Raw genomic sequence first — 22,244 nt, forward strand, 5'->3', positions numbered from 1 at the left:
CTCAGGTGATCTTGCGGATCAGTTCGATCAGCATCATGCGTTCGCCGGAGGTCAGTGGTTCGAGCGTTTTATCGGTTGCCTCGACTGCAGCAGGCAAGTGCTGATCGATGGCGGCGAGGCCATCTTCGGTCAGCGACAGGATCAACCGGCGTCCGTCCTTCGGATCTGGCTCGGTGCGGACAAAGCCGCGCTTGACCATACGGTCGATCACACCTTTGATGGTAGCGACGTCCATTGCCGTTTCGCGGCCGAGCTGATTTTGCGAGCAAGGCTGGATTTGTCGTAGCTTGGTGATGGCCGCCCATTGGGTCGTCGTCAATCTGTCTCCAATGAGGGACGTGAAGATGGAGACGTGGCGCTGGTTGGCCTGGCGGAGGAAAAAGCCGATCTGCTGATCGACCTCGTATTCATTCGCCTGGGATCGTTTGCTGTCGATCTTTTTATCGTTTTGCCGGTTTACGGCCATGGCGTTTTCCGATCGGCCGTTGAGGGCGTTATATTGGGTTTAGCTGTGCTGCGGCGATTGTCAACGCTGTGCGGAGATGCTGCGAGGATGCGGGAGATTGGTGGCTACTTACCGCGTAGCTCCTTTTCCGAGACTGGCAGGATTTCCCGGCGTCTCCTGCACTCTCGCCGCGCTTGACAGTCCACAGAGAGCGGACAATACTCATTTGTACACAAATGAAATTTGGTGCGAATTTCAGGAGGCATGCGTGGTCAAACAACAGGTCGAAAGTACCTTGAATGGCAAGATCCGCTGCGATGCCTGTCCGGTAATGTGCTACATTGCCGATGGTCGCTCCGGCGCTTGCGACCGCTACGCCAACGAGGCGGGTGAGTTGATCCGCGTCGATCCTTTAACTGTCATCGAGGCGACCGAAGCAGAGGGCGGAAAGCTCGTGCCTTTCCTGCCTGCAGGCGGATCGGCGGATTGGGACGGCGACATCGTTCAGTCGCGCAATGCCTTTGTCACGGCGGTTGGTGCCGGAACCACCTATCCAGACTACAAGCCTGCTCCGTTCATCGTGTCGCGCAAGGAAAACGGCGTCGACATGGTCACGGTCGTGACGGAAGGCATTTTCAGCTATTGCGGCGCGAAGGTGAAAATAGACACCGACCGCTATCTGGGGCCTGAAGCAGCGGCCGTGCGTGTTGACGGCGAACAGATCGGTCATGTGATGACCAGCGAATACGGATCACAGATGCTGTCGCTTGGCGGCGTGCATCATCTGACGGGCGGATCCAAGAAGGAAGGCCGGGTCACCTGTGACGCTCTGTTGAAGCTTTGCAATCGCGACTCTGTCGCGATGGAAATAGATGGTGGGTCGACGCTTGTTGTGGCGGCCGGCAAAGCGCCGATCATCAACGGCGAAGAGGAAGTCCGCATGCGGGTCGGCTGTGGGTCCGCGACTGTTGGCATGTTTGCGCGCCAGTGGCTAGGCCATGTCGATGAAGTGGTTGTGGTCGATGACCACATCACCGGCGTTCTTTCGGAACATCAAGCCGGCAAGCTTCTGGATATCCCCCCGAGCGGCATCAAGATCAAGGGCAGACGCTCCACGCCCGGTCGCTATTTTCAGGTGGCGGAGCCTGGCACTGGCTGGGGCGGTACCAATATCACCGATCCGCTTTCCATCCTCGGCGATTTCGATGGCAAGACTGCCTATCCGGGACTGCGGCTGTTGATGGTGTCCACCACCGGCGAGCAATTCGGATATTATATTCTCGACGAGAACCTGCTGCCCGTCTTGCAGACGACACTGCCGCAGTCGTTGCAGCAGTCGGTCGATATCATCGAGGAAAATTGCGAGCCAGCGCTTGCTTCTGTTCTCTTCATGGGCGGTGCCGGTGGCAGCCTTCGCGCAGGCGTTACCAGCAATCCGGTGCGACTGACACGGTCCGTGAAAGACGCATTGACCCATGTGTCGTGTGGCGGTGCGCCAGCCTATGTCTGGCCGGGCGGGGGTATTACGGTCATGGCCGATGTGACGCAGATGCCGAGCAATTCCTTTGGCTATGTGCCGACACCGGCGCTGGTTGCACCGATCGAATTCACCATGCGCCTTTCAGATTATGAAGCCTTGGGCGGACACATGGACGCCGTGGTTCCGCTTGAGGAAGCGGTATTGCTTGCCGAGCGCAAGATCGCGACTGTGTCGTCCGGGGCCTGGCCGACGGACAGTCGTAATTTTCGCTGGGGTGCGTAGTGGGGCGAGGAGTGACGACGGTGGCTGGAGCGTCGGCCTTTTATATCGATGGACATGCAGAGGGGCGGCTGCATTTGCAGCATGGTCCCATTGATTTGGTCATCGGTGTCGACCTCGCCTCTGCGAGCATGCCTGGTTGCCGTAGACTTGCCTTTGAGGCTGCGCATGCCCGCTTTTCTACGATCCTGGACGAGTTGGTCTCGGAACTGCCGTATCTAAAGACGCGTGCTCGGCAAAACAGTGCGTTGCCCATTGGTGCGGTCGCGCGTCGTATGGTGGCGGCTGTCACGCCTTTCGCAAATGATCATTTCATTACGCCGATGGCAGCGGTGGCGGGATCGGTAGCCGACGAAATACTGGCGGCTATTCTCGCTGCATTTCCAACCCCGGCACGTCCGGCCCGGATCTATGTCAACAATGGCGGCGACATTGCGCTGCATCTTGAGGCTCGTCAGGAGTTCCGTATCCGCATGGCGCGCGAGGATGGAGCCGCTTACGGCGATCTGGCGATCCGTCACGAGGATGTCAGTCGCGGGATCGCCACCAGTGGCCGTCGTGGACGCAGTCTATCAATGGGCATCGCCGATTCTGTGACCGTTGCCGCTGGAAGTGCTGCGGCTGCCGATGCTGCTGCGACACTGATCGCCAATGCGGTCGACGTGCCTGGCCATGCTGCGATCGAAAGAGCTCGTGCGATCGATGTCGTCGATGATAGCGACCTTGGTGAACGATTGGTAGTCACTGCTTGCGGGATACTCCCAGCGCAGGACGTTGATCGGGCGCTTGAAGCCGGATTATGTAGAGCCGATCACTTTATCGCCGAGGGGCTCATTCAGCGTGCCGGACTGTTTTTGCAGGGGGAGGGGCGCCTTGCCGATTTGACCTCCTCGCGTCAACCTTCACCCAAAATTACGCCAAAGCCAATGGAGCATCGTCACCATGCCTGAACCCAAAGTGCGCAAGTTCGCCATTACCATCGAGGATATCTATCACGAGGGCGGAAAGCCGGTGACGGAGCCTTTGAAGAAGGGGACGATCCTGGCCGTGATCGAGAATCCTTTTGCCGGAAGCTATCACGAAGAAATTTCCGGTTTCATGAAGGACTTGGAACCATTGGGCGTAGATATGGCAAGACGGCTCTCCGAAGCGCTCGGTGGCAAGGCCGCGATTGAAGGCTATGGAAAGGGCGCCATTGTCGGTCAAGCTGGCGAACTGGAGCACGGCGCGCTCTGGCATGTGCCCGGTGGCTATGCCATGCGCGAAATCCTCGGTGACGCCAAGGCAATCGTTCCATCCACCAAGAAGGTTGGCGGCCCCGGTACACGGCTTGATATTCCGGTTACCCATATCAATGCGTCCTATGTCCGCAGCCATTTCGATGCGATGGAGGTCGGGTTGACGGATGCGCCGCGTGCCAACGAAATCGTGCTGGCCTTGGTCATGACCACTGGCGCGCGTATCCACGCCCGTGTTGGTGGCCTAAAAGCCGGTGAGATCAAGGGTGAGGATGGGTTGCGATGAGTGCCGAGATCCGCAAGATCACGGTGTTTGTGGAAGAGGTGTTGAGCGAGGCCGGACAGTCGATCTCGCCGGCTACCCGGCGTGCTGCTGCCGTTGCGGTCATCCGCAACCCGTTTGCGGGCCGATACGTCGAGGATCTTGCTCCGCTGATCGCGCTCGGGAGTGAACTTGGAGCCATTCTGGCGCAGCGCTGTGTTGATGCTCTGGGCGTCGATGCCTCGCAGATCGAAAGCTATGGCAAGGCGGCACTTGTCGGTGAGGATGGCGAACTGGAACATGCAGCAGCCCTTCTGCACCCCGCTATGGGGAAGCCGGTTCGAGATGCCGTTGGCGGCGGTGCTGCCCTTATAGCGTCATCAAAGATGCGCGCAGGGATGGGCGCCGTGCTGGATGTTCCGCTGGGGCATAAGGATGCAGCTTTTGTTCGCTCCCATTTCGACGGCATGCAGGTGCGCGTCAGCGATGCACCGCGCGCCAACGAGATATTGGTGGCGGTTGCCTTGACAGATAGCGGTCGGCCGCTGGCGCGTGTTGGCGGTCTCACCAGGGACCAGATCATAGGCAAGGACGGGCTGCGCTGAGCAACCAGCCTGCATTGCAGCAGTCGACGCAAAAATTCAATTCAACGAAAATAATAATTGGGAACGACCGTGCAGGAAAAAACAACAACTGGTGTTCCGCGCCAGTCCCAGGTGGCTGGCATCGATGTGGGTGGTACCTTCACCGATCTGGTGCTCTTCGATTCAGAACATGGAACGGTTCGGCTGGCAAAGACGCCGACAACTCTGGATAATCAGGCGACCGGCGTTCTCAATGCGCTGGATGCTGCAAATGCGGACATCGCAGCCCTCGACCTGATCGTGCATGGCACGACAACCACGACAAATGCGGTGCTTGAGCGCAATCTCTGCAAAACCGGTCTCGTGACCACCATGGGCTTTCGAGACGTGCTGGAACTCGGTCGCCGGACCCGTCCGCAGGCCTATGGCATGAAGGGGCATTTCGTCCCGATCATTCCACGCGATCTTCGCTATGAAATTCCGGAACGTATGGATGCGCGCGGCAATGTTCTGGTTCCGCTTGATGAGGACGCATTACGGTCGGCCATGGAGGAACTTCTCGCTAGAGGTTGCGAGGCTCTGGTCATTCACTTTCTCCATTCCTACGCCAATCCAGCGCATGAATTGCGCGCGGGTGAAATTGCCCGCGAGATCTGGCCGAATGGCAATTTCACCATTGGTCATACCCTGCTGTCCGAAAGCCGCGAATTCGAGCGTGGCGTGACGGCGGCGGTGAATGCTTCTGTTCAGCCGCTTTTGCGGCGCTATGTCGAACGCCTCGCAGACCAGCTTGCAGGGCGTGGCTATCGTCATGATGTTCTGGTGATGAACGGCAATGGTGGTATGGTTTCGGCGCGCCATGTAGCCAATGAGGCCGCAAAAACTGTCATGTCTGGTCCCGCATCCGGGGTCATGGCGGCTGCCTATACGGGGCGGCGTGCAGGCATCCCCAACCTTATTACCTACGACATGGGCGGCACATCAACAGATGTCGCGCTGATCCGCGACGCGGAGCCTGCGGTCTCGAACGAGATCGAGATCGAATATGCGATGCCGATCCATCTCCCTATGGTGGATGTACGCACAGTAGGCGCTGGCGGCGGCTCGATAGCCCGCATCACGCCGGCCGGTCTCTTGCAGGTTGGGCCTGAAAGTGCCGGTGCGACGCCTGGACCAATCTGCTATGGTCGGGGTGGTACTCAACCGACGATCTCGGATGCCAACATGCTTCTCGGTCGCCTCAATCCGGCTCGGCTCAATTCCGTTCCGGGTGGCCCGACAATCGAAAATATAGCGACGATTTTCGAGGAGACGCTTGGAAGGCCATTGGGCGTGAATGCGATAGAGGCGGCGGCTGCGGTGATCCGGATTGCCAATGCGCGTATGGCCGATGCCGTCCGCATGGTATCGGTGAGCCTTGGGGAGGACCCAAGAGATTTTGCGCTGTTTGCGTTTGGCGGCGCCGGTCCGCTGCATTCGACAGCGATTGCGCGAGAGCTTGGTATTCCCAAGGTGCTGACGCCATCGCGGCCCGGGATTACCAATGCGCTTGGATGCGTGGTGGCAGATCTGAGGCATGATTTCGTCAATACCGTTAACCGCCCCGTCCATTCGGTGGATATTTCCGCCGTGCACGAGATTTTCTCGAAGCAATCCGCAGAAGGCCGTGCCCTGATTGCCAAGGAAGCGGTGGCGATCCGAGATATTCGCGAGATCTGGTCCGTGGACATGCAGTTTGTCGGACAGACACATCTGCTGCGCGTACCGCTTTCGTCGCCGACGCCTTCCATCGAGGAATTGCAGGCTCGATTCGAGGAGGTCTACTTCCAGCGGTTCAGGGTCGATCTGGCAGATATCCGGGCGAGCCTGGTGAATATCAATACCTCGGTCATCGGGCGCCGGGCTGAAATCGATTTGTCCCTTTTGATCGATGCTGATGGACGAAAGGCAAGTCTTACGTATGCACAGACGGGCAGCCGTCCGGTCTGGTTCGGTGAATGGACGGAGACGCCTGTCTATTGGCGCGATCATTTGCCCGCTAACGCCGCGATTTCCGGCCCGGCCATTATCGAGCAGATGGATACGACCATCATCATCGAGCCCGGCGATATCGGTGGGCAGGATGCCGACGGCAATATCATCATCACGCTTGGAGTTGCTGCATGAGTATCGATCCAATCACCCTCAGCGTCATCCAGTCGGGGCTTCAACAGGTCTGTGACGAAATGGACCTGACCTTTTCGCGCGCGGCATTCTCTCCGGTGATTGCCGAGGCCAATGACCGCTCTGACGGCATCTATTCTGCCGAGGATGGGTCTCTCATTGCGCAAGGGGCAGGCGGTCTCCCGGTCTTCGTTGGTACGATGCAATATTCGACCCGGACCCTGATCGAGATGATCAAGGCTGGAACGGTGGCTGCGCCGAGGCCCGGCGACATTTATATCGTCAACGATCCTTATCTCGGTGGCACGCATTTGATGGATGTGCGCTTTGCGATGCCGGTCTATCGCGGCGGCGAGATATATTGCTGGCTGTCCAATACCGGTCACTGGCCGGATACAGGTGGTGCTGTGCCCGGTGGTTTTTCGGCATCGGCGACCTCGGTTGAGCAGGAGGGGCTTCGTCTTCCTCCGGTCAGGTTGTTCAAGGAAGGCAAGCTTGACCAGGAAATTTATTCGATCATCTGCTCGAATATTCGCGTGTCGGAACAGCGGATTGGGGATGTCAAAGCGCAAGCAGCAGCGCTGCTGGTCGGCGAACAGCGATTGTGCCGCATTCTTGATCGCTATGGCGACGATACAGTGCGGGAGGCTATCGCTGAATTGCGAACGCGCGCAGCGGACCAGATGCGGGCCTATGGACGGCAAATCCCTGACGGCATCTACCGGTCGGTTGCCTATGTCGATAGCGACGGGGTGGTGAATGAACCGCTTGAGATCCGTCTGGCAATCACGGCAGCCGATGGCGAGCTCGAGTTTGACTTTGCCGGCTCATCGAGACCCTGCATGGGGCCGATGAATTCGGTTCTGGCGACGACGCTTTCGTCGGTTTACCTCGCCATGCGCCATATCTTCCCCGACGTGCCTATCTCTGCTGGCGCCTTTGAGCCTTTGCACGTCAAGCGACCCGAGGGGACTTTTCTCGATGCACAATATCCGCGGCCCGTTTCAGGTTGTGCGGCCGAAGTCTCTCAGCGCATTGCGGAAGCAGTCTTCAGCGCGCTCGTGGAGGCTTTGCCGGATCGCGTGACCGCTGCTCCTGCAGGCACCTCCGGCAATTTTGCGCTTGGCGGCTTTGACCCGGAACGCAATCGCGGTTTCGTCATGTACCAGATATCCGGTGGCGGCTATGGCGGGAATGCCGATACAGATGGTTTGTCCAACGGTTGCTCAACCATTGGCATTTCCAAGGCACCTCCGGTCGAGATCATGGAGCAACAGTTCCCTGTTCTCTACCATCGCTATGCTTTGCGAGAGGGATCGGGCGGTGCGGGACAGCATCGCGGCGGCTTCGGTCTGGACTATGAGGTTGAATTGCTGCGCGGGCACGCGACGGCAAGCTTCGTCATGGATCACGGTCGTTTCGGACCGCCCGGCGCGCTGGGTGGCGGAGATGGATTGGCGAACTCCGTTACGGTCTGGCGCGATGGTCAGCCCATGGTGCCGGAGCATTTGTCGAAGGCGCAGGATATTCCGCTCAAACCCGGCGACCGCGTGCGTGTTGGCACACCCGGCGGCGGCGGCTATGGCAATCCCATGCAACGGGCAACTGCCGCAGTAGCTGAGGATGTTCGGCTTGGTCGCTACACTATCGATCAGGCTCGGGAGCTTTTCGGTGTTACGATTGACGAGGGTGGTCACGGCGTGCGGATATAGACGTGGAGGGCATGCCGGTCGTCCCGGCATGCCGTAATTACATCAGGCGGCGAGCTGGCTCTTCAGCGGGATCTCGACGTCGATTTCGAGCATCGATACATTTTCGTCGCGGTCCATCTTCACGTGAACCTTCTCCCCATCGACCTGCACGTGGCGGGCGATGACGGCGAGAATTTCTTCACGCAGGATCGCTACGAGGTCGGAGTCAGCCGAGGCACGCTCATGCGAGAGCAGAACTTGTAGTCGCTCTCGCGCCGTGGGCGCAGAACGCGTCTTGCGAAACAGGTTGAAAATGCTCATGCAGCCCTCCGTGCGAAGATCTTGCCAAACAGGCCGCGCTTCTCATCGGGGATGGAGACGGGCAGATCTTCTCCGCAAAGTCGACGTACGGCTTCGAAATAGGCCAGTGCCGGTGCGCTGCGCGCATCTGCGAGTGTGACCGGTGCACCGAGATTGGATGCCTTCAGAACGTCCATGCTTTCGGGGATAATGCCGAGCAGCGGAATGGACAGGATTTCCAGGATGTCGTCGACCTTGAGCATATCTCCGCGTTGGGCGCGAGCGGCGTCATAGCGTGTCAACAGCAAGTGCTTTTCAATCCGCTCGCCACGTTCGGCCTTTGCAGTCTTGGAATCCAGTAGTCCGATGATGCGGTCGGAGTCGCGAACCGAAGAGACTTCCGGATTGGTGACGACAACAGCCATGTCCGCATGGCGCATGGCAAGCGTTGCACCGCGTTCGATACCGGCCGGACTGTCGCAGATAACCCAATCGAAATGACGCTTGAGGTCGTTGATGACGATCTCGACACCTTCGGCCGTCAGGTTGTCCTTGTCGCGTGTTTGCGAGGCAGGCAGCAGGAAGAGCGTTTCGAGCCTCTTGTCGCGGATCAGCGCCTGCGGCAGCTTTGCATCGCCCTGAATGACGTTGATCAAATCGTAGACGACGCGACGTTCTGCACCCATGACGAGATCAAGGTTACGCAGTCCAACATCGAAATCGACGACGACGACCTTATCACCCCTTTGCGCGAGTGCCGCGCCAAGGGCGGCAGTCGAAGTCGTCTTGCCGACGCCGCCCTTGCCTGACGTTACAACGATTACCTTGCCCATGTGTGTCTCCTGTTCCTGACGGATCGGGTTCATTTCAGTCTTTCTGCCATTATCACTTCATTTTCCAGCCAGAGCTGCACCGGCTTGCCGCGCAGCTCCGGATCCATGTCTTCCGCCATCTTGTAGATGCCGTCGATGGCGACGAGTTCGGGTTCGAACTTGCGACAGAAGATCCGGGCGGTGGAGTTGCCGATGGATCCTGCCATCGCCCGGCCTCTCAGAGCGCCATAAATGTGGATCGATCCGCCGGCGATTACCTCTGCGCCAGAGGAGACGGATCCGACGACCGTGATATCGCCTTCGATATGCATGATGGACTGACCGGAGCGAACCGGCTCGCCGATCACCAGCGACGGAACCGCAGGCCGGGGTTCGGCGACTGCTGCAGGCGCGTTGTCCTGAGGAGCAGTCGCTTCTGTCTGCGATGCATCCTTTTCCACCACCTCGATATCGGCTGCCGGCTTTCCGCCCTTAAGGGCTGGCGGCATGCCGGGTTCGACGAGCGAGGCGCGCCCGCCCTCAATGCCCATAATGCTGACATTGCGGGATGAAAGTTCAGCAATCAGCCGCTTTAGTTCCGGGCGATCAATTTCCAGTTCGGACACATCGAGAACAACGGGGCGCCCCAGGAAAAAGCCAGCGGAGCGCGCTGCAAGATCGTCGAGGCGAACCAGCCATTCATCCAGCGGCATGTCCGGCGTCAGAACGACTGCCAGAAAAGAGCGACCTTTGATTCGGATGGATCGGGAATCAGTTAGCACTTTGGTCATCTTGGTAAAGAATTCGTTGACTTTAGGTACTCCCGCCATGGTTAACAAATCGTTAACAGCGGTGTCTCGAGGTGGGGTGAGCGGTAATAAATGCGCTGCTGCTTGCGTAAGCCTTGTGATGGCCGGAACAAATGTGTCCGGGGGCTACTTATGGCTCTACGCTGGCACCTGCGGTGATCTTTGACGCCGTTAAAATGTTCAATAGGTCGGGTTGCCAAATATGTCGCGGGGGCCATCTAAAGATGGATCGATCCGGTTGGTTGAGGAATTGATTTGCCCATTAAAGCCGAAGCGCTTCTCAGCCCCCGTGAAGCAGGACTTTATTGCCCCGCCGGCGATTTTTTCATCGACCCGGTTCGCCCTGTCGCACGGGCGCTGATTACACATGGTCATGCTGATCATGCCCGTTCCGGTCATCAGGCGGTGATGGCAACACGGCAAACGCTGGACATCATGCGGTTGCGCTATGGCGAGGATTTCTGTGTCAGCGAACAGGCTGTTGAGCTAGGCGACACCATTGAGGTCAATGGCGTCGCCGTTCGTTTCCATCCTGCCGGCCATGTGTTGGGATCAGCCCAGATTGCGGTCGAGAAGGACGGTATGCGAATCGTTGCCTCGGGCGATTACAAGCGCAGCGCTGATCCAACCTGCACGCCATTTGAACCGGTGGCCTGCGATGTGTTCATTACCGAGGCGACATTCGGACTGCCGGTTTTCCATCACCCGGATCCGGTCGTCGAGATCGGGAAAATACTGCAATCGCTGCTGACATTCCCTGACCGTAGTCACCTGGTTGGGGCCTATGCGCTTGGCAAGGCACAGCGGGTCATCTCTCTTTTGAGACAACAGGGATATACCGATCCGATTTATATCCACGGGGCGCTGGTCAAGCTATGCGACTACTATCAAAGTGAGGGTATCGACCTTGGCGAACTGCTGCCCGCAACAGATGACAAAGCCAAAAAGGAGAGTTTTCGCGGTGCAATCATTGTCGGGCCTCCGTCATCCTTCTCGGATCGTTGGGCACGTCGCTTCGCTGATCCGCTGGTCAGTTTCGCTTCTGGATGGATGATGGTTAGGCAAAGGGCACGCCAACGCGGTGTCGAACTGCCTCTTGTCATTTCGGATCATTGCGACTGGCCGGAGCTCACCGCGACGATCAGGGAAATTAAACCGCAGGAAGTCTGGGTGACCCACGGACGGGAGGAGGCGCTGGTCCGCTGGTGCGAGCTTGAAGGTATCAAGGCACGGCCGCTTCATCTCGTTGGCTATGAAGACGAGGGTGACTGAATGAAGGCGTTTGCGGAACTTCTTGATCGCCTCGTGCTGACACCTCAGCGCAATGCGAAACTGCGTCTTCTGGCTGATTATTTTGCCCGTACCCCTGATCCGGACAGAGGTTATGCCCTTGCGGCCTTGACATCGACGTTGGACATAAAACTGGTAAAGCCAGCTCTGTTACGCGAATTGGTAATGGAGCGCATGGATGATGTCCTGTTCCGGTATTCCTACGATTATGTGGGCGACCTTGCAGAAACCATTTCGCTTGTCTGGGGGCCCCCGGCCGAAGAGGCAGGAGTGGTCTTGCATTCCCCGCCGCGTCTTTCAGCCGTGGTTGAAGAGCTGAATGGGATCGGTCGCAGCGAAATGCCGGCGCATGTGCGGGGTCTTCTGGATCGGCTTGACACTTCAGGGCGCTACGCCTTCATCAAGCTTGCAACGGGTGGGCTGCGCATCGGTGTGTCGGCGCGGCTGGCAAAGCAGGCGCTGGCATTGATGGGCGATGTGGGCGTCGATGAGATCGAGACGCTCTGGCACGGCCTTGAGCCACCGTATGGGACACTCTTCGCCTGGCTTGAGGGACATGCGCCGAAGCCTGAGCTTTCTACGCCCGCAATTTTTCATTCGGTCATGTTGGCTCATCCCGTTGCCGATGGCGATCTGGAAAAGCTCGATCCGCAAGACTATCTGGCCGAATGGAAATGGGACGGAATCCGTGTGCAGTTGTCTGCCATTGGCGGCACACGACGGCTCTATTCTCGCAGCGGTGACGATATTTCGAAGAGCTTTCCGGATGTTCTGGAGGCTGTGGACTTCGAAGGAATCATTGATGGTGAGCTTCTGATCGGCGGGACTTCGCGCAGCAATGCGGCCACGCTCACCTTTTCCGATCTCCAGCAACGTCTGAACCGCAAGTCGGTCACGCAAAAGCAGATGCAGGATTATCCGGCTTTTGTTCGCGCCTACGATCTTCTGTTTTTGAAGGATCGCGATATCCGCGATCAGTCCTTTGAATTCCGTCGGGACAAGCTGACGGGCTTTATCGATGGCGCGTCGGCGACACGGTTCGATCTATCGCCGCTCGTTCCCTTCAAAAGCTGGGAAGACCTCGACCGTATCCGGCGGGATCCGCCCGATCCGGTGATCGAAGGCGTGATGATCAAGCGTCGCGACAGCGTCTATCAGTCCGGACGTGTCAAAGGACCCTGGTTCAAATGGAAACGCGATCCTTTTATCATCGACGCGGTAATGATGTATGCGCAACGTGGACACGGCAAACGCTCGAGTTACTATTCCGATTTTACCTTCGGAGTGTGGACAGGTGATCCCGGAGCCGAAACGCTTGTCCCTGTCGGCAAGGCCTATTTCGGCTTCACGGATGCGGAGCTGGAAGTGCTGGACAAGTTCGTTCGTAACAATACAGTCGAGCGCTTCGGCCCGGTTCGTGCGGTGAGGGCTGAGCCGGATTTCGGGTTTGTGCTCGAGGTGGCCTTTGAGGGTATTGCCCGCTCTACGCGCCACAAATCAGGCGTTGCGATGCGCTTTCCCCGTATCTCGCGTCTCCGGACAGACAAGCCACCGATCGAGGCTGATCGCTTGTCGACGCTAAACGACATGATCGCGTAACGACATTGCCCAGACGCGTCGCCGGTTGACCTTGGAGCTCATGATTGCGACAAAGGCCATATGAATGAACCGATCGATATCGACCCAAATTACCTCACCGATCAACTTAAAGCCTTGCTGGCCATACCAAGCCCTACAGGCTTCACGGACGAGGCTGTACGCCACACTGCCAAGGAACTCGAGCGCCTGGGGCTTGAAGTCAAGCTGACACGGCGTGGCGCAATTCGAGCATTGCGGCCCGGTGCCGCAGAGAGGCCCGCCAGAGGGATCGTTTCTCATCTCGATACGCTCGGCGCTCAGGTCAAGGCACTGAAAGATAATGGGCGACTGGAGCTTGTCTCTATCGGCCACTGGTCGGCGCGGTTTGCCGAAGGCGCACGTGCGTCCATCTTGTCATCGAAGGGCACGTATCGCGGATCGATCCTGCCGCTCAAGGCTTCCGGGCATACGTTCAACGAGGAAATCGACACACAACCGACGGGGTGGCCCTATGTCGAAATGCGTGTGGATGCGCTGGCGCGCGACAAGAAAGACCTGGTGCAGCTCGGCATTGAGGTCGGCGATATCGTCGCGGTCGATCCCCAGCCAGAATTCATCGGGAATGGCTTCATCGTCTCCCGCCATCTCGACAACAAGGCCGGCGTAGCTGTGATGCTGGCAACGCTTGAAGCGATGCAGCGACAGGAAATCGAGGCGCCGGTCGACAGCTATTGGCTGTTTACCATTGGCGAAGAAGTTGGCGTCGGAGCGTCAGCGGCACTGGTGCCGGAGATCGCCTCCCTCGTCGCCATCGACAACGGCACAACGGCGCCGGGGCAGAACTCTCAGGAATTCGGCGTGACGCTGGCCATGGCGGACCAGACCGGGCCGTTCGATTATCATCTTTCCAAGAAGCTTTACGAGCTTTGTACGGAGCATGGTATTCGCGTCCAGAAGGATGTTTTCCGTTTCTATCGCTCGGATGCGGCATCTGCTGTTGAAGCGGGCCACGATGTCCGGACGGCACTTTTGACCTTTGGTGTCGATGCGTCACATGGCTATGAGCGCATTCATCTCCACGCCCTGATTTCTCTCGCCAAGCTCACGGCGCAATATGTCGCCAGTGAAGTACAGATCGAGCGCGATGCAGAGGAAGTGTCCGGCCTGCGCGGCTTTACCCGCCAGAAGGTTCGCAAGGCAGAGCAAGGTCTCAATCCGGATGAGCCAGACGCACAATAGAGCGGATTGCTCTTTATTTGTGGTAATCCGACTCGTTGTGTCAATTTACTGAATTGTCGAAATTATTAGCCTTCACTTAATGTTGGGTGTGGCCCTCTCTTGTAATTTTATTATGATTAATTATTGAGTTTCACTGATCAATCCGTATAAATGGTCCTTCACGAACTGAGCCAAATCGAAAGGATCTTCCCCATGAAGAGGCTATTTCGGAGCGCCCTTGCGGTCGCTGCCCTTGCACTTGCATCCGCTGCCGCCCTGCCGGCCGCGGCCCAGACCCCTCCAAATGTGCTCGTCGTCGGGCAGATTGCTGAACCGCAATCCCTTGATCCGCATACGGTGACGGCGACCAATGATTTTCGCATTCTGGTCAATATCTATGACGGACTCGTGCGCTACAAAGACGGCACGCTCGAAGTCGAACCGGCACTTGCCGAAAGCTGGGATATTTCCGAGGACGGAAAAACCTATACGTTCAAGCTGCGGGAAGGCGTGAAGTTTCATGACGGGGCCGACTTCAACGCAGAAGCGGTCAAGTTCAACTTCGACCGCATGCTCGACGAAAACCACCCCTTCTACGATACCGGACCGTTCCCGTTGTCCTTCAATTTTTCGTCCGTCGACGCGGTGAATGTGATCGACGACCACACCGTCGAGTTCAAATTGTCGGAAGCTTTCGCGCCGTTCCTGTCAAATCTTGCGTATCCGACAGGCCTTATCGTCTCGCCCGAGGCAGTGAAGACGTATGGCAAGGAATATGGACGCCATCCGTCAGGTACTGGTCCGTTCAAGTTCGTCGAATGGGAATCCAATCAGCGCGTCGTGGTCGAAAGCAATCCCGACTACTGGGACAGCGCGCCCGCCCTCGAGGCTGTCGTATTTCGCCCAATCACCGATGCCAATACGCGCGTTGCCGAAATGATGGCGGGTGGCATTGATGTGATGGTGGAAGTTCCGCCGGACAATCTTGCGACGTTCAAGCAGGACGCCAATTTTTCTGTGACCGAACAGGCCGGACCCCATGTCTGGTTCGGTATTCTGAATACCAAGGAAGGCCCGTTCGCCGACAAGCGCGTACGCCAGGCGGCCAATTATGCGGTCAACAAGGAAACTCTGGTCAACGATGTCCTGCAGGGCACGGCGACCGTTGCTGCTGGACCCATTCCGCCAGCCTTCAACTGGGTTGAAAGCTCGGTTAAGCCTTATCCCTACGATGTCGAAAAGGCCAAGGCACTTCTTGCAGAAGCGGGTGTCGAAAAGCCAGCCTTGACCTTTTATGTCACCGAAGGCGGCTCCGGCATGCTTGATCCGATCACCATGGGTGCTGCAATCCAGGCCGATCTGAAGGCCGTTGGTTTTGACGTGAAGATCGAGACCTATGAATGGAATACATTCCTGGGTCAGGTTAATCCCGGCCTTGAAGGCAAGGCCGATATGGCCGAAATGGCCTGGATGACCAATGATCCCGATACGGTGCCCTATCTGACGCTGCGCACGGATGCCATGCCCGACAAGGGTGGTTTCAACTCGGGTTACTATTCCAACCCAACGGTTGATGACCTTCTGGAGAAAGCACGTCAGTCGACCGATCAGGTCGAGCGTGGCAAGCTTTACGGAGAAGTGCAGTCTATCGTGCATGACGATGCTCCCTGGCTCTTCGTTGCCAACTGGAAGCAGAATGCTGTGACCACGGCAGCGGTGCAGGGCTTCAAGCTTCAGCCGTCCTTCTTGCTTCAGCTTCATAACGTGACGAAGCAGTAAGCCGCGTCACCTCTCTCTCGTCACCGGTGGGTCTTTGCTGCCGGTGACGTTTGCAACGGATGATCCGGGGGAATTCCATGTCCACCTATATCCTGAAGCGCCTCATTGCTGTTGTGCCCGTGTTGTTCGGACTGTCCATCATCGTCTTCCTGGTGATGGCGCTTATTCCGGGCGATACGGCGACGGCGATCCTCGGTGCCTATGCAACGCCTGAGAACGTCGAGCGCATCAACCGTGATCTCGGTCTCGACAAGCCGCTCGTGCAGCAATACCTGATCTGGATCACCAATCTGCTTCAGGGTGATTTCGGGCGTTCCTATGCGCTTAACCGTCCTGTGCTGGATGAGGTGCTTGAGCGTTTTCAGGCGACATTGGTGCTGGCCGGCGTCTCTTTGGTTCTGTGTTCGGTCATTGGCCTTCTTGCCGGCATTGTTTCAGCCGTGCGTCAGTTCGGCTGGGTGGACCGCGCAATCACATTCGTGGTGCTTGCCGGGATCTCTCTGCCATCCTTTTGGCTGGGGCTTCTCCTGATTTATCTCTTTGCTGTTCATTGGCGTATTTTGCCGGCTTCCGGCATGTATGCGGTCTATGGCGGTGGGGACCTGAAGGATCTGCTGTTCCATCTTGTCCTGCCGGCTTTCACGCTTTCGGTTGTGGCGGCGGGTGTGATCGCGCGGCTGACCCGCGGTGCCATGTTGGAAGTCTTGCGACAGGATTATGTGCGCACGGCACGCGCCAAAGGTTTGTCCGAACGGCGCGTGATTTATGGTCACGCCTTTCGAGCAGCCCTTGTCAGTGTCATTCCCGTGATCGGTATTCAGGCCGGCTTTGTGCTCGGTGGCGCTGTTTACATCGAGACCGTCTTCCAGTGGCCGGGAATAGGCGCGATGCTGGTGAAGGCCATCTCCCAGAGAGACATTCTTCTCGTGCAGGGCGGCGTGATTGTCGTGGCGGCAAGCTACGTGCTCTTCAACCTGCTCGCCGATGTCCTGCAATCCATGCTCGATCCGAGGATACGCTCATGAGCGCGCTTGCCGAAATGACCGCTCCGGCGTCGACGAGGCTCACCTCCTGGCGTCTGCTTCTCACCAATCGGCTCGCGACGGTCGGCTTCGTGCTCCTGATCCTGATCACTCTGCTGATCATTGTGGTGCCGGTGCTGCCCTTGCCCGATCCCGACGCAACGGCGCCGGTGGACCGCTTGAAACCCGTGTTCAGTGCCGGGCATCTGCTCGGCACGGATCAGCTGGGGCGCGACATCCTGAGCCGGCTACTGTGGGGCACGCGCGTTTCCATAGCGGTCGGATTTGCCGCGACGGTGATTGCCGCTGTTCTCGGTTCGGCAATCGGTATCGTTGCGGGTTATGCGGGGGGACGGACCGACAATCTGATGATGCGCGGCATCGATATGCTGATGGCATTTCCGTATATCCTGCTGGCACTCGCCATCGTGGCGGCGCTCGGGCCGGGACTGATGAATGCGCTCTATGCCATCGCCATCGTCAATATCCCGTTTTTTGCCCGTAATGTGCGCGGCGTGACGCTTGGCTATTCGCGTCGTGAATTTGTCGATGCGGCCCGATTGTCGGGGCGCGGACATGTGTCTGTCATTCTGGCAGAGATCCTTCCCAATGTGCTGCCGGTCATCGTGATTACAATGTCGACCACCGCAGGCTGGATGATCCTTGAAACAGCCGGCTTGAGCTTCCTCGGCCTTGGCGCGCAGCCGCCGCAGGCGGATCTCGGCTCGATGCTGGGGGAGGGGCGTGCGCAGTTGTTCACGGCACCTCATGTCTCAATTGTGCCGGGCGTGATGATATTCCTCATCGTCATCAGCTTGAATGTGCTGGGCGATGGCATTCGCGATGTGCTGGATCCGCGCCTCAGATCCGGCGCTTTGGCAAGGCCCGGGCCTTCAACAGAGGTTGCTCGTGATCGCGACGTCCCAGCCAACAGCGCGCCTGAGGCAAGCCTTTCGATCGAGGGTTTGGAGACCGGATTTCGAAGAGGTGAGAATATTGTTTCCGCCGTGCGCGGCGTATCGCTGCATCTGAAACCGGGCGAATGCCTCGGTCTTATCGGGGAAAGTGGCTCCGGCAAGAGTGTGACTGCCCTTTCCGTGATGGGCCTTGTCGCTTCCCCACCCGGCATTGTCAGCAATGGCGCCATCTATCTGGGCCCGGACGATGTGCTGGCAATGCCGCAGACGCAGCTGATCTCGGCACGGGGTCGGCGGGTGTCTTATGTATTCCAGGACCCGCTGACGACATTGCATCCGATGTATCCGATCGGAAGGCAGGTTGAGGAGGCGATATCTGCGCATCAACGGGTTGGTGGATCAGAATGCCGTGAGAGGGCGATAGCGCTTCTCGACAAGGTCGGGATTCCGGATGCGCGCGAAAGAGCCGATCACTACCCGCATCAGCTTTCCGGCGGGCAGCGTCAGCGTGTTGGCATTGCCATGGCGCTTGCCAATGATCCGGAGATCATTATTGCCGACGAGCCGACCACGGCACTGGATGTGACGGTTCAGGCGCGCATTCTGGAACTCTTGCGCGCGCTTCAGCGCGAACGCGGTATGGCGCTTTTGTTCATTACCCATGACTTCGGTGTCGTTTCGGAGATCTGTGATCGTGTCGCGGTCATGAAGGACGGCGAAATCGTTGAAACCGGTGCGACCAAGGAAGTGCTGGCCCATCCGCAGCATGATTACACCAAACGTTTGATTGCCTGTGTGCCGGAACTCGGCACTGGCGCGAGCTTTCTGGAACGTGTGGCCAAGCTATTTGGGGCGCAACACCGGGGGGCAACAACATGAGTGCTGCAGCGGTTCAGATCAGAGAACTGACAAAGACCTTTGGCGGCGGGCGTCGTCTTTTCGGTGCGCCGCATCACGAGGTGAAAGCGGTCAAGTCTGTCTCACTTGATCTTGCCAAGGGTGAGACGCTGGCAATTGTTGGCGAAAGCGGTTCGGGCAAAAGCACGCTCGCGCGAATGCTGGTCGGTCTTGAGGAGCCGACCTCGGGCAGTATGTTAATAGCGGGGCAGGACTCCACCGCCCTTCGCCGCTCGGGACCCAAGGCTTTCGGCAAGCGGATTCAATATGTGTTCCAGGACCCCGTCGCTTCGCTCAATCCGCGCAAGACAATCCGCGATATACTTGCCACGCCCATGGCGCTTTTGTGCGGCTATGAGGAACCTCGTCGACGCCTGCGCATGAAAGAACTTCTGGATGCTGTGCAGATGCCGGAAGATACGCTGGATCGGTATCCGCATGAGTTCTCAGGTGGGCAGGCGCAGCGTATTGCGATCGCGAGAGCATTGGCGGCAGAGGCGGAAATACTCGTTCTCGACGAGCCGGTGAGTGCGCTCGATGTTTCGGTGCAGGCACAGGTGCTTCTGTTGCTGCGAGATCTCAAGACACGGTTCGACCTTTCCTATTTGTTCATCAGTCACGACCTTGCTGTCGTGGAAGCGATTTCCGATCGGGTTGCGGTGATGTATTTCGGCGAATTCGTCGAGACTGCGCCCGCCAGCAGGCTCTTCGCCAATCCGGAACATGCCTATACCCAACGGCTTGTCGCCAGCGCGCCACGCATCAGGAAAGCCTAAGGGTTCATGCCAGCGGAAAAGACCATGAAGAAGGAACAGCAAAAAAGCGACAAACGCTTGTTCGTACCGGCGGTGCGGACGAAGCGCCGGCCGGAGGCGATTGCTGCGCGGATCAAGGATTACATTCGCGCAGAGCGCTTGGGCCCCGGTGATCGCCTTCCTCAGGAACGAGATCTGATCGACGGCTTCAAGGCGGCAAAGGGAACCGTACGCGAGGCAATGAAAGCTTTGGAAACGCAAGGGCTGGTGTTCACACGCAGCGGCCCGGGCGGCGGTGCCTTCGTGGACCAACCTTCTGCGCAGCACGCAATGGAGCTGCTATCGACGCATTTCTTCTTCGATCAACCGAGCATTGCCGACATCTATTCGATTCGAAAGTCGCTCGAGCCGGAGATCGCCGCAGCGCTTGCCGGAAAGGTAACGGCTGAACAGCTGTCCAGTCTGGAAGACACCATTCGTATCTACGACCATCCACCGTCCGATCTGGACGAACAATACCGACAGCGCGTTGCCGAGCTCGATTTCCATTCCATGCTCGCCCAGATTTGTCCCAATCCCTTGCTGGGTTTCATCTGTGGGTTAATGCACAATCTGTTGCGAGAGCATCCGGATGCGCGTGCAGTTTATGCAGATACAAGTCCGTCCTCGCGCGAGGAAGGTCTATCCTTTCAGTATCGCCTGATGGCGGCATTGAAGGACGGACGCGCCGAGGATGCACGCCGAATCTCTTCCGAGCATATGAAATTTGCCGAGGCCTTCATGCAGCGACGGCTGTTGGCGGTTCGTAGCGAGAGCGCCGCGTGAGGCATTCGACGGAACAATCGTGTGATGCTCGGCATTGAGAAATTAAAGGACGTCAGGGCCGTGGGAGAACCGCGACCCTGACGTCGTTGTAATGTCCCTACAATGGAGGTTTTGACCCAGTTTATGTGTGGTATTTGCGGAGAAGTCAGGTTTGATGGCGGGTCACCGTCGGTGTCGGCAGTGTCGACGATGGCAGATGTAATCGCGCCTCGCGGTCCGGATGCGTCCGGGGTGGTGGTTCGGGGAAATGTTGGCCTTGGTCACCGCCGATTGCGGATCCTCGACCTTTCCGACAAGTCGCAGCAGCCGATGGTCGATTCCGATCTCGGTCTGGGCATGGTCTTCAATGGCTGTATCTACAATTTCCGCGAATTGCGAGCTGAACTAGAGGGCATGGGGTATCGCTTTTTTTCCGATGGCGACACCGAAGTGATCCTGAAATCCTGGCATGCGTGGGGCGAAGACTGCGTGTCTCGCTTCCATGGTATGTTCGCTTTTGTCATTCATGAACGGGATAGTGGCCGTGTTGTGATGGCGCGCGACCGTTTTGGCATCAAGCCGCTCTATCTTGCGCAAGTGGATGGCGCGGTGCGATTTGCGTCTGCACTTCCGGCTCTCGTCAAGGTTGGCGGGGTGGATACATCCATCGACCGGGTGGCGCTGCACCATTATATGAGTTTCCATGCAGTCGTTCCGCCGCCGCGCACCATTTTGAACGGTGTGAAGAAGCTGCCGCCAGCGACAATCCGGGTTTACGAGCGTGATGGTACCTTCAAGGATCGTCGTTACTGGGATCCTGCCTACAGCCGACAGGCTGGCGACGCTGCAATCAGCCGAGAAGACTGGCAGGACATGCTTCTCGATGCCCTTCGCCTTGCAGTGAAACGGCGCATGATTGCCGATGTTCCTGTTGGTGTGTTGCTCTCCGGCGGTGTGGATTCGAGCCTCATTGTCGGTCTGCTGGCCGAGGCCGGCCAAAGTGGGCTCATGAGCTTTTCCGTCGGTTTCGAAGAAGCCAATGGCGAGAAGGGAGACGAGTTCGTCTATTCCGATCTGATTGCCAATCATTACGGCACCGACCACCATCAGATTTTTGTGCCCTCCTCCGAGTTGATGGATGCGCTCCCAGGCACAATCGCTGCCATGTCTGAGCCGATGGTGTCCTATGACAATGTCGGCTTCTACCTTCTGTCCAAGGAGGTCTCAAAGCACATCAAGGTGGTGCAGTCGGGCCAGGGTGCAGATGAGGTCTTCGGGGGCTATCATTGGTACCCGCCGCTTCTGAACTCCAATGATGTTGTTGGAGATTACAGCAAGGCATTCAGAGACCGTTCGCATACGGTTCTGGCGTCGCAGCTTTCGGGCAAGTGGATCGGCGATGAAGATTATAGCGGCGAACTCCTGAACGACCATCTGTTGAGAGGTGGCGCGGATACTGCTGTCGATCAGGCGCTTCGTCTCGACAGCAATGTCATGCTGGTCGACGACCCGGTCAAGCGGGTGGACAACATGACAATGGCGTGGGGTCTTGAGGCGCGGGTGCCGTTCCTTGATCACGAACTCGTCGAACTTGCAGCCCGTATTCCGCCCGAAGAAAAGCTGCGTGATGGAGGCAAGGGTATCTTGAAAGATGTGGCGCGTAAGGTCATTCCAAGCGAGGTCATCGATCGGAAGAAGGGATATTTCCCGGTTCCGCAGCTCAAATATATCGAGGGACCCTATCTTGAGATGATCAAGGATACGCTGGGTGCGCAGAAGGCACGCGAACGCGGCCTGTTCCAGGATGGCTATCTGAGGACACTTTACGACAAACCGTCAGACCACATCACACCGCTTCGTGGTTCAGAACTCTGGCAGGTCGGACTGCTGGAGATGTGGCTTCAGGCGCAAGGGGTCTGAT

Annotated in this window: 19 protein-coding genes; 15 read left to right on the plus strand and 4 right to left on the minus strand. The window is 57.8% G+C overall.

Annotated features, from left to right (window positions below; all coding sequences use genetic code 11):
• Position 1: 1 nt before the first annotated feature.
• Entirely contained in the window at positions 2 to 466 is a 465-nt protein-coding gene (locus ACQQ2Q_RS15690; protein ID WP_428188054.1) for a MarR family winged helix-turn-helix transcriptional regulator, read from the minus strand.
• A gap of 310 nt (positions 467 to 776) precedes the next feature.
• On the opposite strand from ACQQ2Q_RS15690, the gene ACQQ2Q_RS15695 reads away from it, so the two are divergent.
• From ACQQ2Q_RS15695 to ACQQ2Q_RS15720, 6 genes are all read left to right on the plus strand, one after another.
• On the plus strand, positions 777 to 2,207 hold the full coding sequence (locus ACQQ2Q_RS15695; RefSeq protein WP_428188302.1) for a 6-hydroxynicotinate reductase: 1,431 nt from the start codon (positions 777 to 779) through the stop codon (positions 2,205 to 2,207).
• A gap of 20 nt (positions 2,208 to 2,227) precedes the next feature.
• Entirely contained in the window at positions 2,228 to 3,154 is a 927-nt protein-coding gene (locus tag ACQQ2Q_RS15700; protein WP_428188055.1) for a UPF0280 family protein, read from the plus strand.
• Positions 3,147 to 3,728, plus strand: coding sequence for an amino acid synthesis family protein (locus tag ACQQ2Q_RS15705; RefSeq protein ID WP_428188056.1), 582 nt, complete (start codon positions 3,147 to 3,149; stop codon positions 3,726 to 3,728). The genes ACQQ2Q_RS15700 and ACQQ2Q_RS15705 overlap by 8 nt, the downstream gene beginning before the upstream one ends.
• The gene (locus ACQQ2Q_RS15710) at positions 3,725 to 4,309 is read left to right on the plus strand and encodes an amino acid synthesis family protein (protein WP_428188057.1); all 585 of its coding nucleotides are present in this window, start codon (positions 3,725 to 3,727) and stop codon (positions 4,307 to 4,309) included. Before ACQQ2Q_RS15705 ends, ACQQ2Q_RS15710 begins: the two co-directional genes overlap by 4 nt.
• A 69-nt stretch (positions 4,310 to 4,378) precedes the next feature.
• Positions 4,379 to 6,454, plus strand: coding sequence for a hydantoinase/oxoprolinase family protein (locus ACQQ2Q_RS15715; RefSeq protein WP_428188058.1), 2,076 nt, complete (start codon positions 4,379 to 4,381; stop codon positions 6,452 to 6,454).
• Positions 6,451 to 8,163, plus strand: coding sequence for a hydantoinase B/oxoprolinase family protein (locus ACQQ2Q_RS15720; RefSeq protein WP_428188059.1), 1,713 nt, complete (start codon positions 6,451 to 6,453; stop codon positions 8,161 to 8,163). Before ACQQ2Q_RS15715 ends, ACQQ2Q_RS15720 begins: the two co-directional genes overlap by 4 nt.
• Before the next feature lie 42 nt (positions 8,164 to 8,205).
• Here the strand turns inward: ACQQ2Q_RS15720 and minE are convergent, their stop codons facing one another.
• The 3 genes from minE to minC are packed head-to-tail and all read right to left on the minus strand — an operon-like array spanning position 8,206 to position 10,045.
• Positions 8,206 to 8,463, minus strand: a complete 258-nt coding sequence (minE, locus tag ACQQ2Q_RS15725) for a cell division topological specificity factor MinE (protein ID WP_428188060.1) — start codon at positions 8,461 to 8,463, stop codon at positions 8,206 to 8,208.
• Positions 8,460 to 9,275, minus strand: coding sequence for a septum site-determining protein MinD (gene minD / locus ACQQ2Q_RS15730; RefSeq protein ID WP_428188061.1), 816 nt, complete (start codon positions 9,273 to 9,275; stop codon positions 8,460 to 8,462). Before minD ends, minE begins: the two co-directional genes overlap by 4 nt.
• Before the next feature lie 29 nt (positions 9,276 to 9,304).
• Complete coding sequence (gene minC / locus ACQQ2Q_RS15735) at positions 9,305 to 10,045, minus strand: septum site-determining protein MinC (RefSeq protein WP_428188303.1); 741 nt, start codon at positions 10,043 to 10,045, stop codon at positions 9,305 to 9,307.
• Positions 10,046 to 10,324: 279 nt separating this feature from the next.
• Here minC and ACQQ2Q_RS15740 point away from each other — a divergent pair, with 279 nt between their 5' ends.
• From ACQQ2Q_RS15740 to ACQQ2Q_RS15780, 9 genes are all read left to right on the plus strand, one after another.
• Positions 10,325 to 11,335 (plus strand): ligase-associated DNA damage response exonuclease, encoded by a 1,011-nt coding sequence (locus ACQQ2Q_RS15740; protein ID WP_428188304.1) that lies wholly within the window; start codon positions 10,325 to 10,327, stop codon positions 11,333 to 11,335.
• Positions 11,336 to 12,952, plus strand: a complete 1,617-nt coding sequence (locus ACQQ2Q_RS15745) for a cisplatin damage response ATP-dependent DNA ligase (protein ID WP_428188062.1) — start codon at positions 11,336 to 11,338, stop codon at positions 12,950 to 12,952.
• A 60-nt stretch (positions 12,953 to 13,012) separates the two neighbouring features.
• A complete protein-coding gene (locus ACQQ2Q_RS15750) occupies positions 13,013 to 14,170 on the plus strand; it encodes an osmoprotectant NAGGN system M42 family peptidase (RefSeq protein ID WP_428188063.1) in 1,158 nt (385 codons plus the stop codon).
• Positions 14,171 to 14,362: 192 nt separating this feature from the next.
• Positions 14,363 to 15,928, plus strand: a complete 1,566-nt coding sequence (locus ACQQ2Q_RS15755; protein ID WP_428188064.1) for an ABC transporter substrate-binding protein — start codon at positions 14,363 to 14,365, stop codon at positions 15,926 to 15,928.
• 77 nt (positions 15,929 to 16,005) lie between these two features.
• Complete coding sequence (locus tag ACQQ2Q_RS15760) at positions 16,006 to 16,953, plus strand: ABC transporter permease (RefSeq protein ID WP_428188065.1); 948 nt, start codon at positions 16,006 to 16,008, stop codon at positions 16,951 to 16,953.
• Positions 16,950 to 18,746, plus strand: coding sequence for a dipeptide/oligopeptide/nickel ABC transporter permease/ATP-binding protein (locus tag ACQQ2Q_RS15765; protein WP_428188066.1), 1,797 nt, complete (start codon positions 16,950 to 16,952; stop codon positions 18,744 to 18,746). The genes ACQQ2Q_RS15760 and ACQQ2Q_RS15765 overlap by 4 nt, the downstream gene beginning before the upstream one ends.
• Entirely contained in the window at positions 18,743 to 19,540 is a 798-nt protein-coding gene (locus tag ACQQ2Q_RS15770; RefSeq protein ID WP_428188067.1) for an ATP-binding cassette domain-containing protein, read from the plus strand. Before ACQQ2Q_RS15765 ends, ACQQ2Q_RS15770 begins: the two co-directional genes overlap by 4 nt.
• Positions 19,541 to 19,564: 24 nt before the next feature.
• Positions 19,565 to 20,344, plus strand: a complete 780-nt coding sequence (locus tag ACQQ2Q_RS15775) for a FadR/GntR family transcriptional regulator (protein ID WP_428188068.1) — start codon at positions 19,565 to 19,567, stop codon at positions 20,342 to 20,344.
• Positions 20,345 to 20,467: 123 nt separating this feature from the next.
• Positions 20,468 to 22,243: an N-acetylglutaminylglutamine amidotransferase gene (locus tag ACQQ2Q_RS15780; RefSeq protein WP_428188305.1), complete on the plus strand. Its 1,776-nt coding sequence runs from the start codon at positions 20,468 to 20,470 to the stop codon at positions 22,241 to 22,243.
• The last annotated feature ends 1 nt before the right edge of the window (position 22,244 follow it).

Source organism: Agrobacterium sp. ES01, assembly GCF_050320885.1.
In the GTDB taxonomy this organism is placed as follows: domain Bacteria; phylum Pseudomonadota; class Alphaproteobacteria; order Rhizobiales; family Rhizobiaceae; genus Allorhizobium.

Excerpts from the sequence above, each read along its gene's own strand:
- ACQQ2Q_RS15690 (WP_428188054.1), bottom strand. The coding sequence starts at position 466 with ATGGCCGTAAACCGGCAAAACGATAAAAAGATCGACAGCAAACGATCC.
- ACQQ2Q_RS15695 (WP_428188302.1), top strand. The coding sequence starts at position 777 with ATGTGCTACATTGCCGATGGTCGCTCCGGCGCTTGCGACCGCTACGCC.
- ACQQ2Q_RS15705 (WP_428188056.1), top strand. The coding sequence starts at position 3,147 with ATGCCTGAACCCAAAGTGCGCAAGTTCGCCATTACCATCGAGGATATC.
- ACQQ2Q_RS15710 (WP_428188057.1), top strand. The coding sequence starts at position 3,725 with ATGAGTGCCGAGATCCGCAAGATCACGGTGTTTGTGGAAGAGGTGTTG.
- ACQQ2Q_RS15720 (WP_428188059.1), top strand. The coding sequence starts at position 6,451 with ATGAGTATCGATCCAATCACCCTCAGCGTCATCCAGTCGGGGCTTCAA.
- minE (WP_428188060.1), bottom strand. The coding sequence starts at position 8,463 with ATGAGCATTTTCAACCTGTTTCGCAAGACGCGTTCTGCGCCCACGGCG.
- minD (WP_428188061.1), bottom strand. The coding sequence starts at position 9,275 with ATGGGCAAGGTAATCGTTGTAACGTCAGGCAAGGGCGGCGTCGGCAAG.
- minC (WP_428188303.1), bottom strand. The coding sequence starts at position 10,045 with ATGACCAAAGTGCTAACTGATTCCCGATCCATCCGAATCAAAGGTCGC.
- ACQQ2Q_RS15745 (WP_428188062.1), top strand. The coding sequence starts at position 11,336 with ATGAAGGCGTTTGCGGAACTTCTTGATCGCCTCGTGCTGACACCTCAG.
- ACQQ2Q_RS15750 (WP_428188063.1), top strand. The coding sequence starts at position 13,013 with ATGAATGAACCGATCGATATCGACCCAAATTACCTCACCGATCAACTT.
- ACQQ2Q_RS15755 (WP_428188064.1), top strand. The coding sequence starts at position 14,363 with ATGAAGAGGCTATTTCGGAGCGCCCTTGCGGTCGCTGCCCTTGCACTT.
- ACQQ2Q_RS15760 (WP_428188065.1), top strand. The coding sequence starts at position 16,006 with ATGTCCACCTATATCCTGAAGCGCCTCATTGCTGTTGTGCCCGTGTTG.
- ACQQ2Q_RS15765 (WP_428188066.1), top strand. The coding sequence starts at position 16,950 with ATGAGCGCGCTTGCCGAAATGACCGCTCCGGCGTCGACGAGGCTCACC.
- ACQQ2Q_RS15770 (WP_428188067.1), top strand. The coding sequence starts at position 18,743 with ATGAGTGCTGCAGCGGTTCAGATCAGAGAACTGACAAAGACCTTTGGC.
- ACQQ2Q_RS15775 (WP_428188068.1), top strand. The coding sequence starts at position 19,565 with ATGAAGAAGGAACAGCAAAAAAGCGACAAACGCTTGTTCGTACCGGCG.
- ACQQ2Q_RS15780 (WP_428188305.1), top strand. The coding sequence starts at position 20,468 with ATGTGTGGTATTTGCGGAGAAGTCAGGTTTGATGGCGGGTCACCGTCG.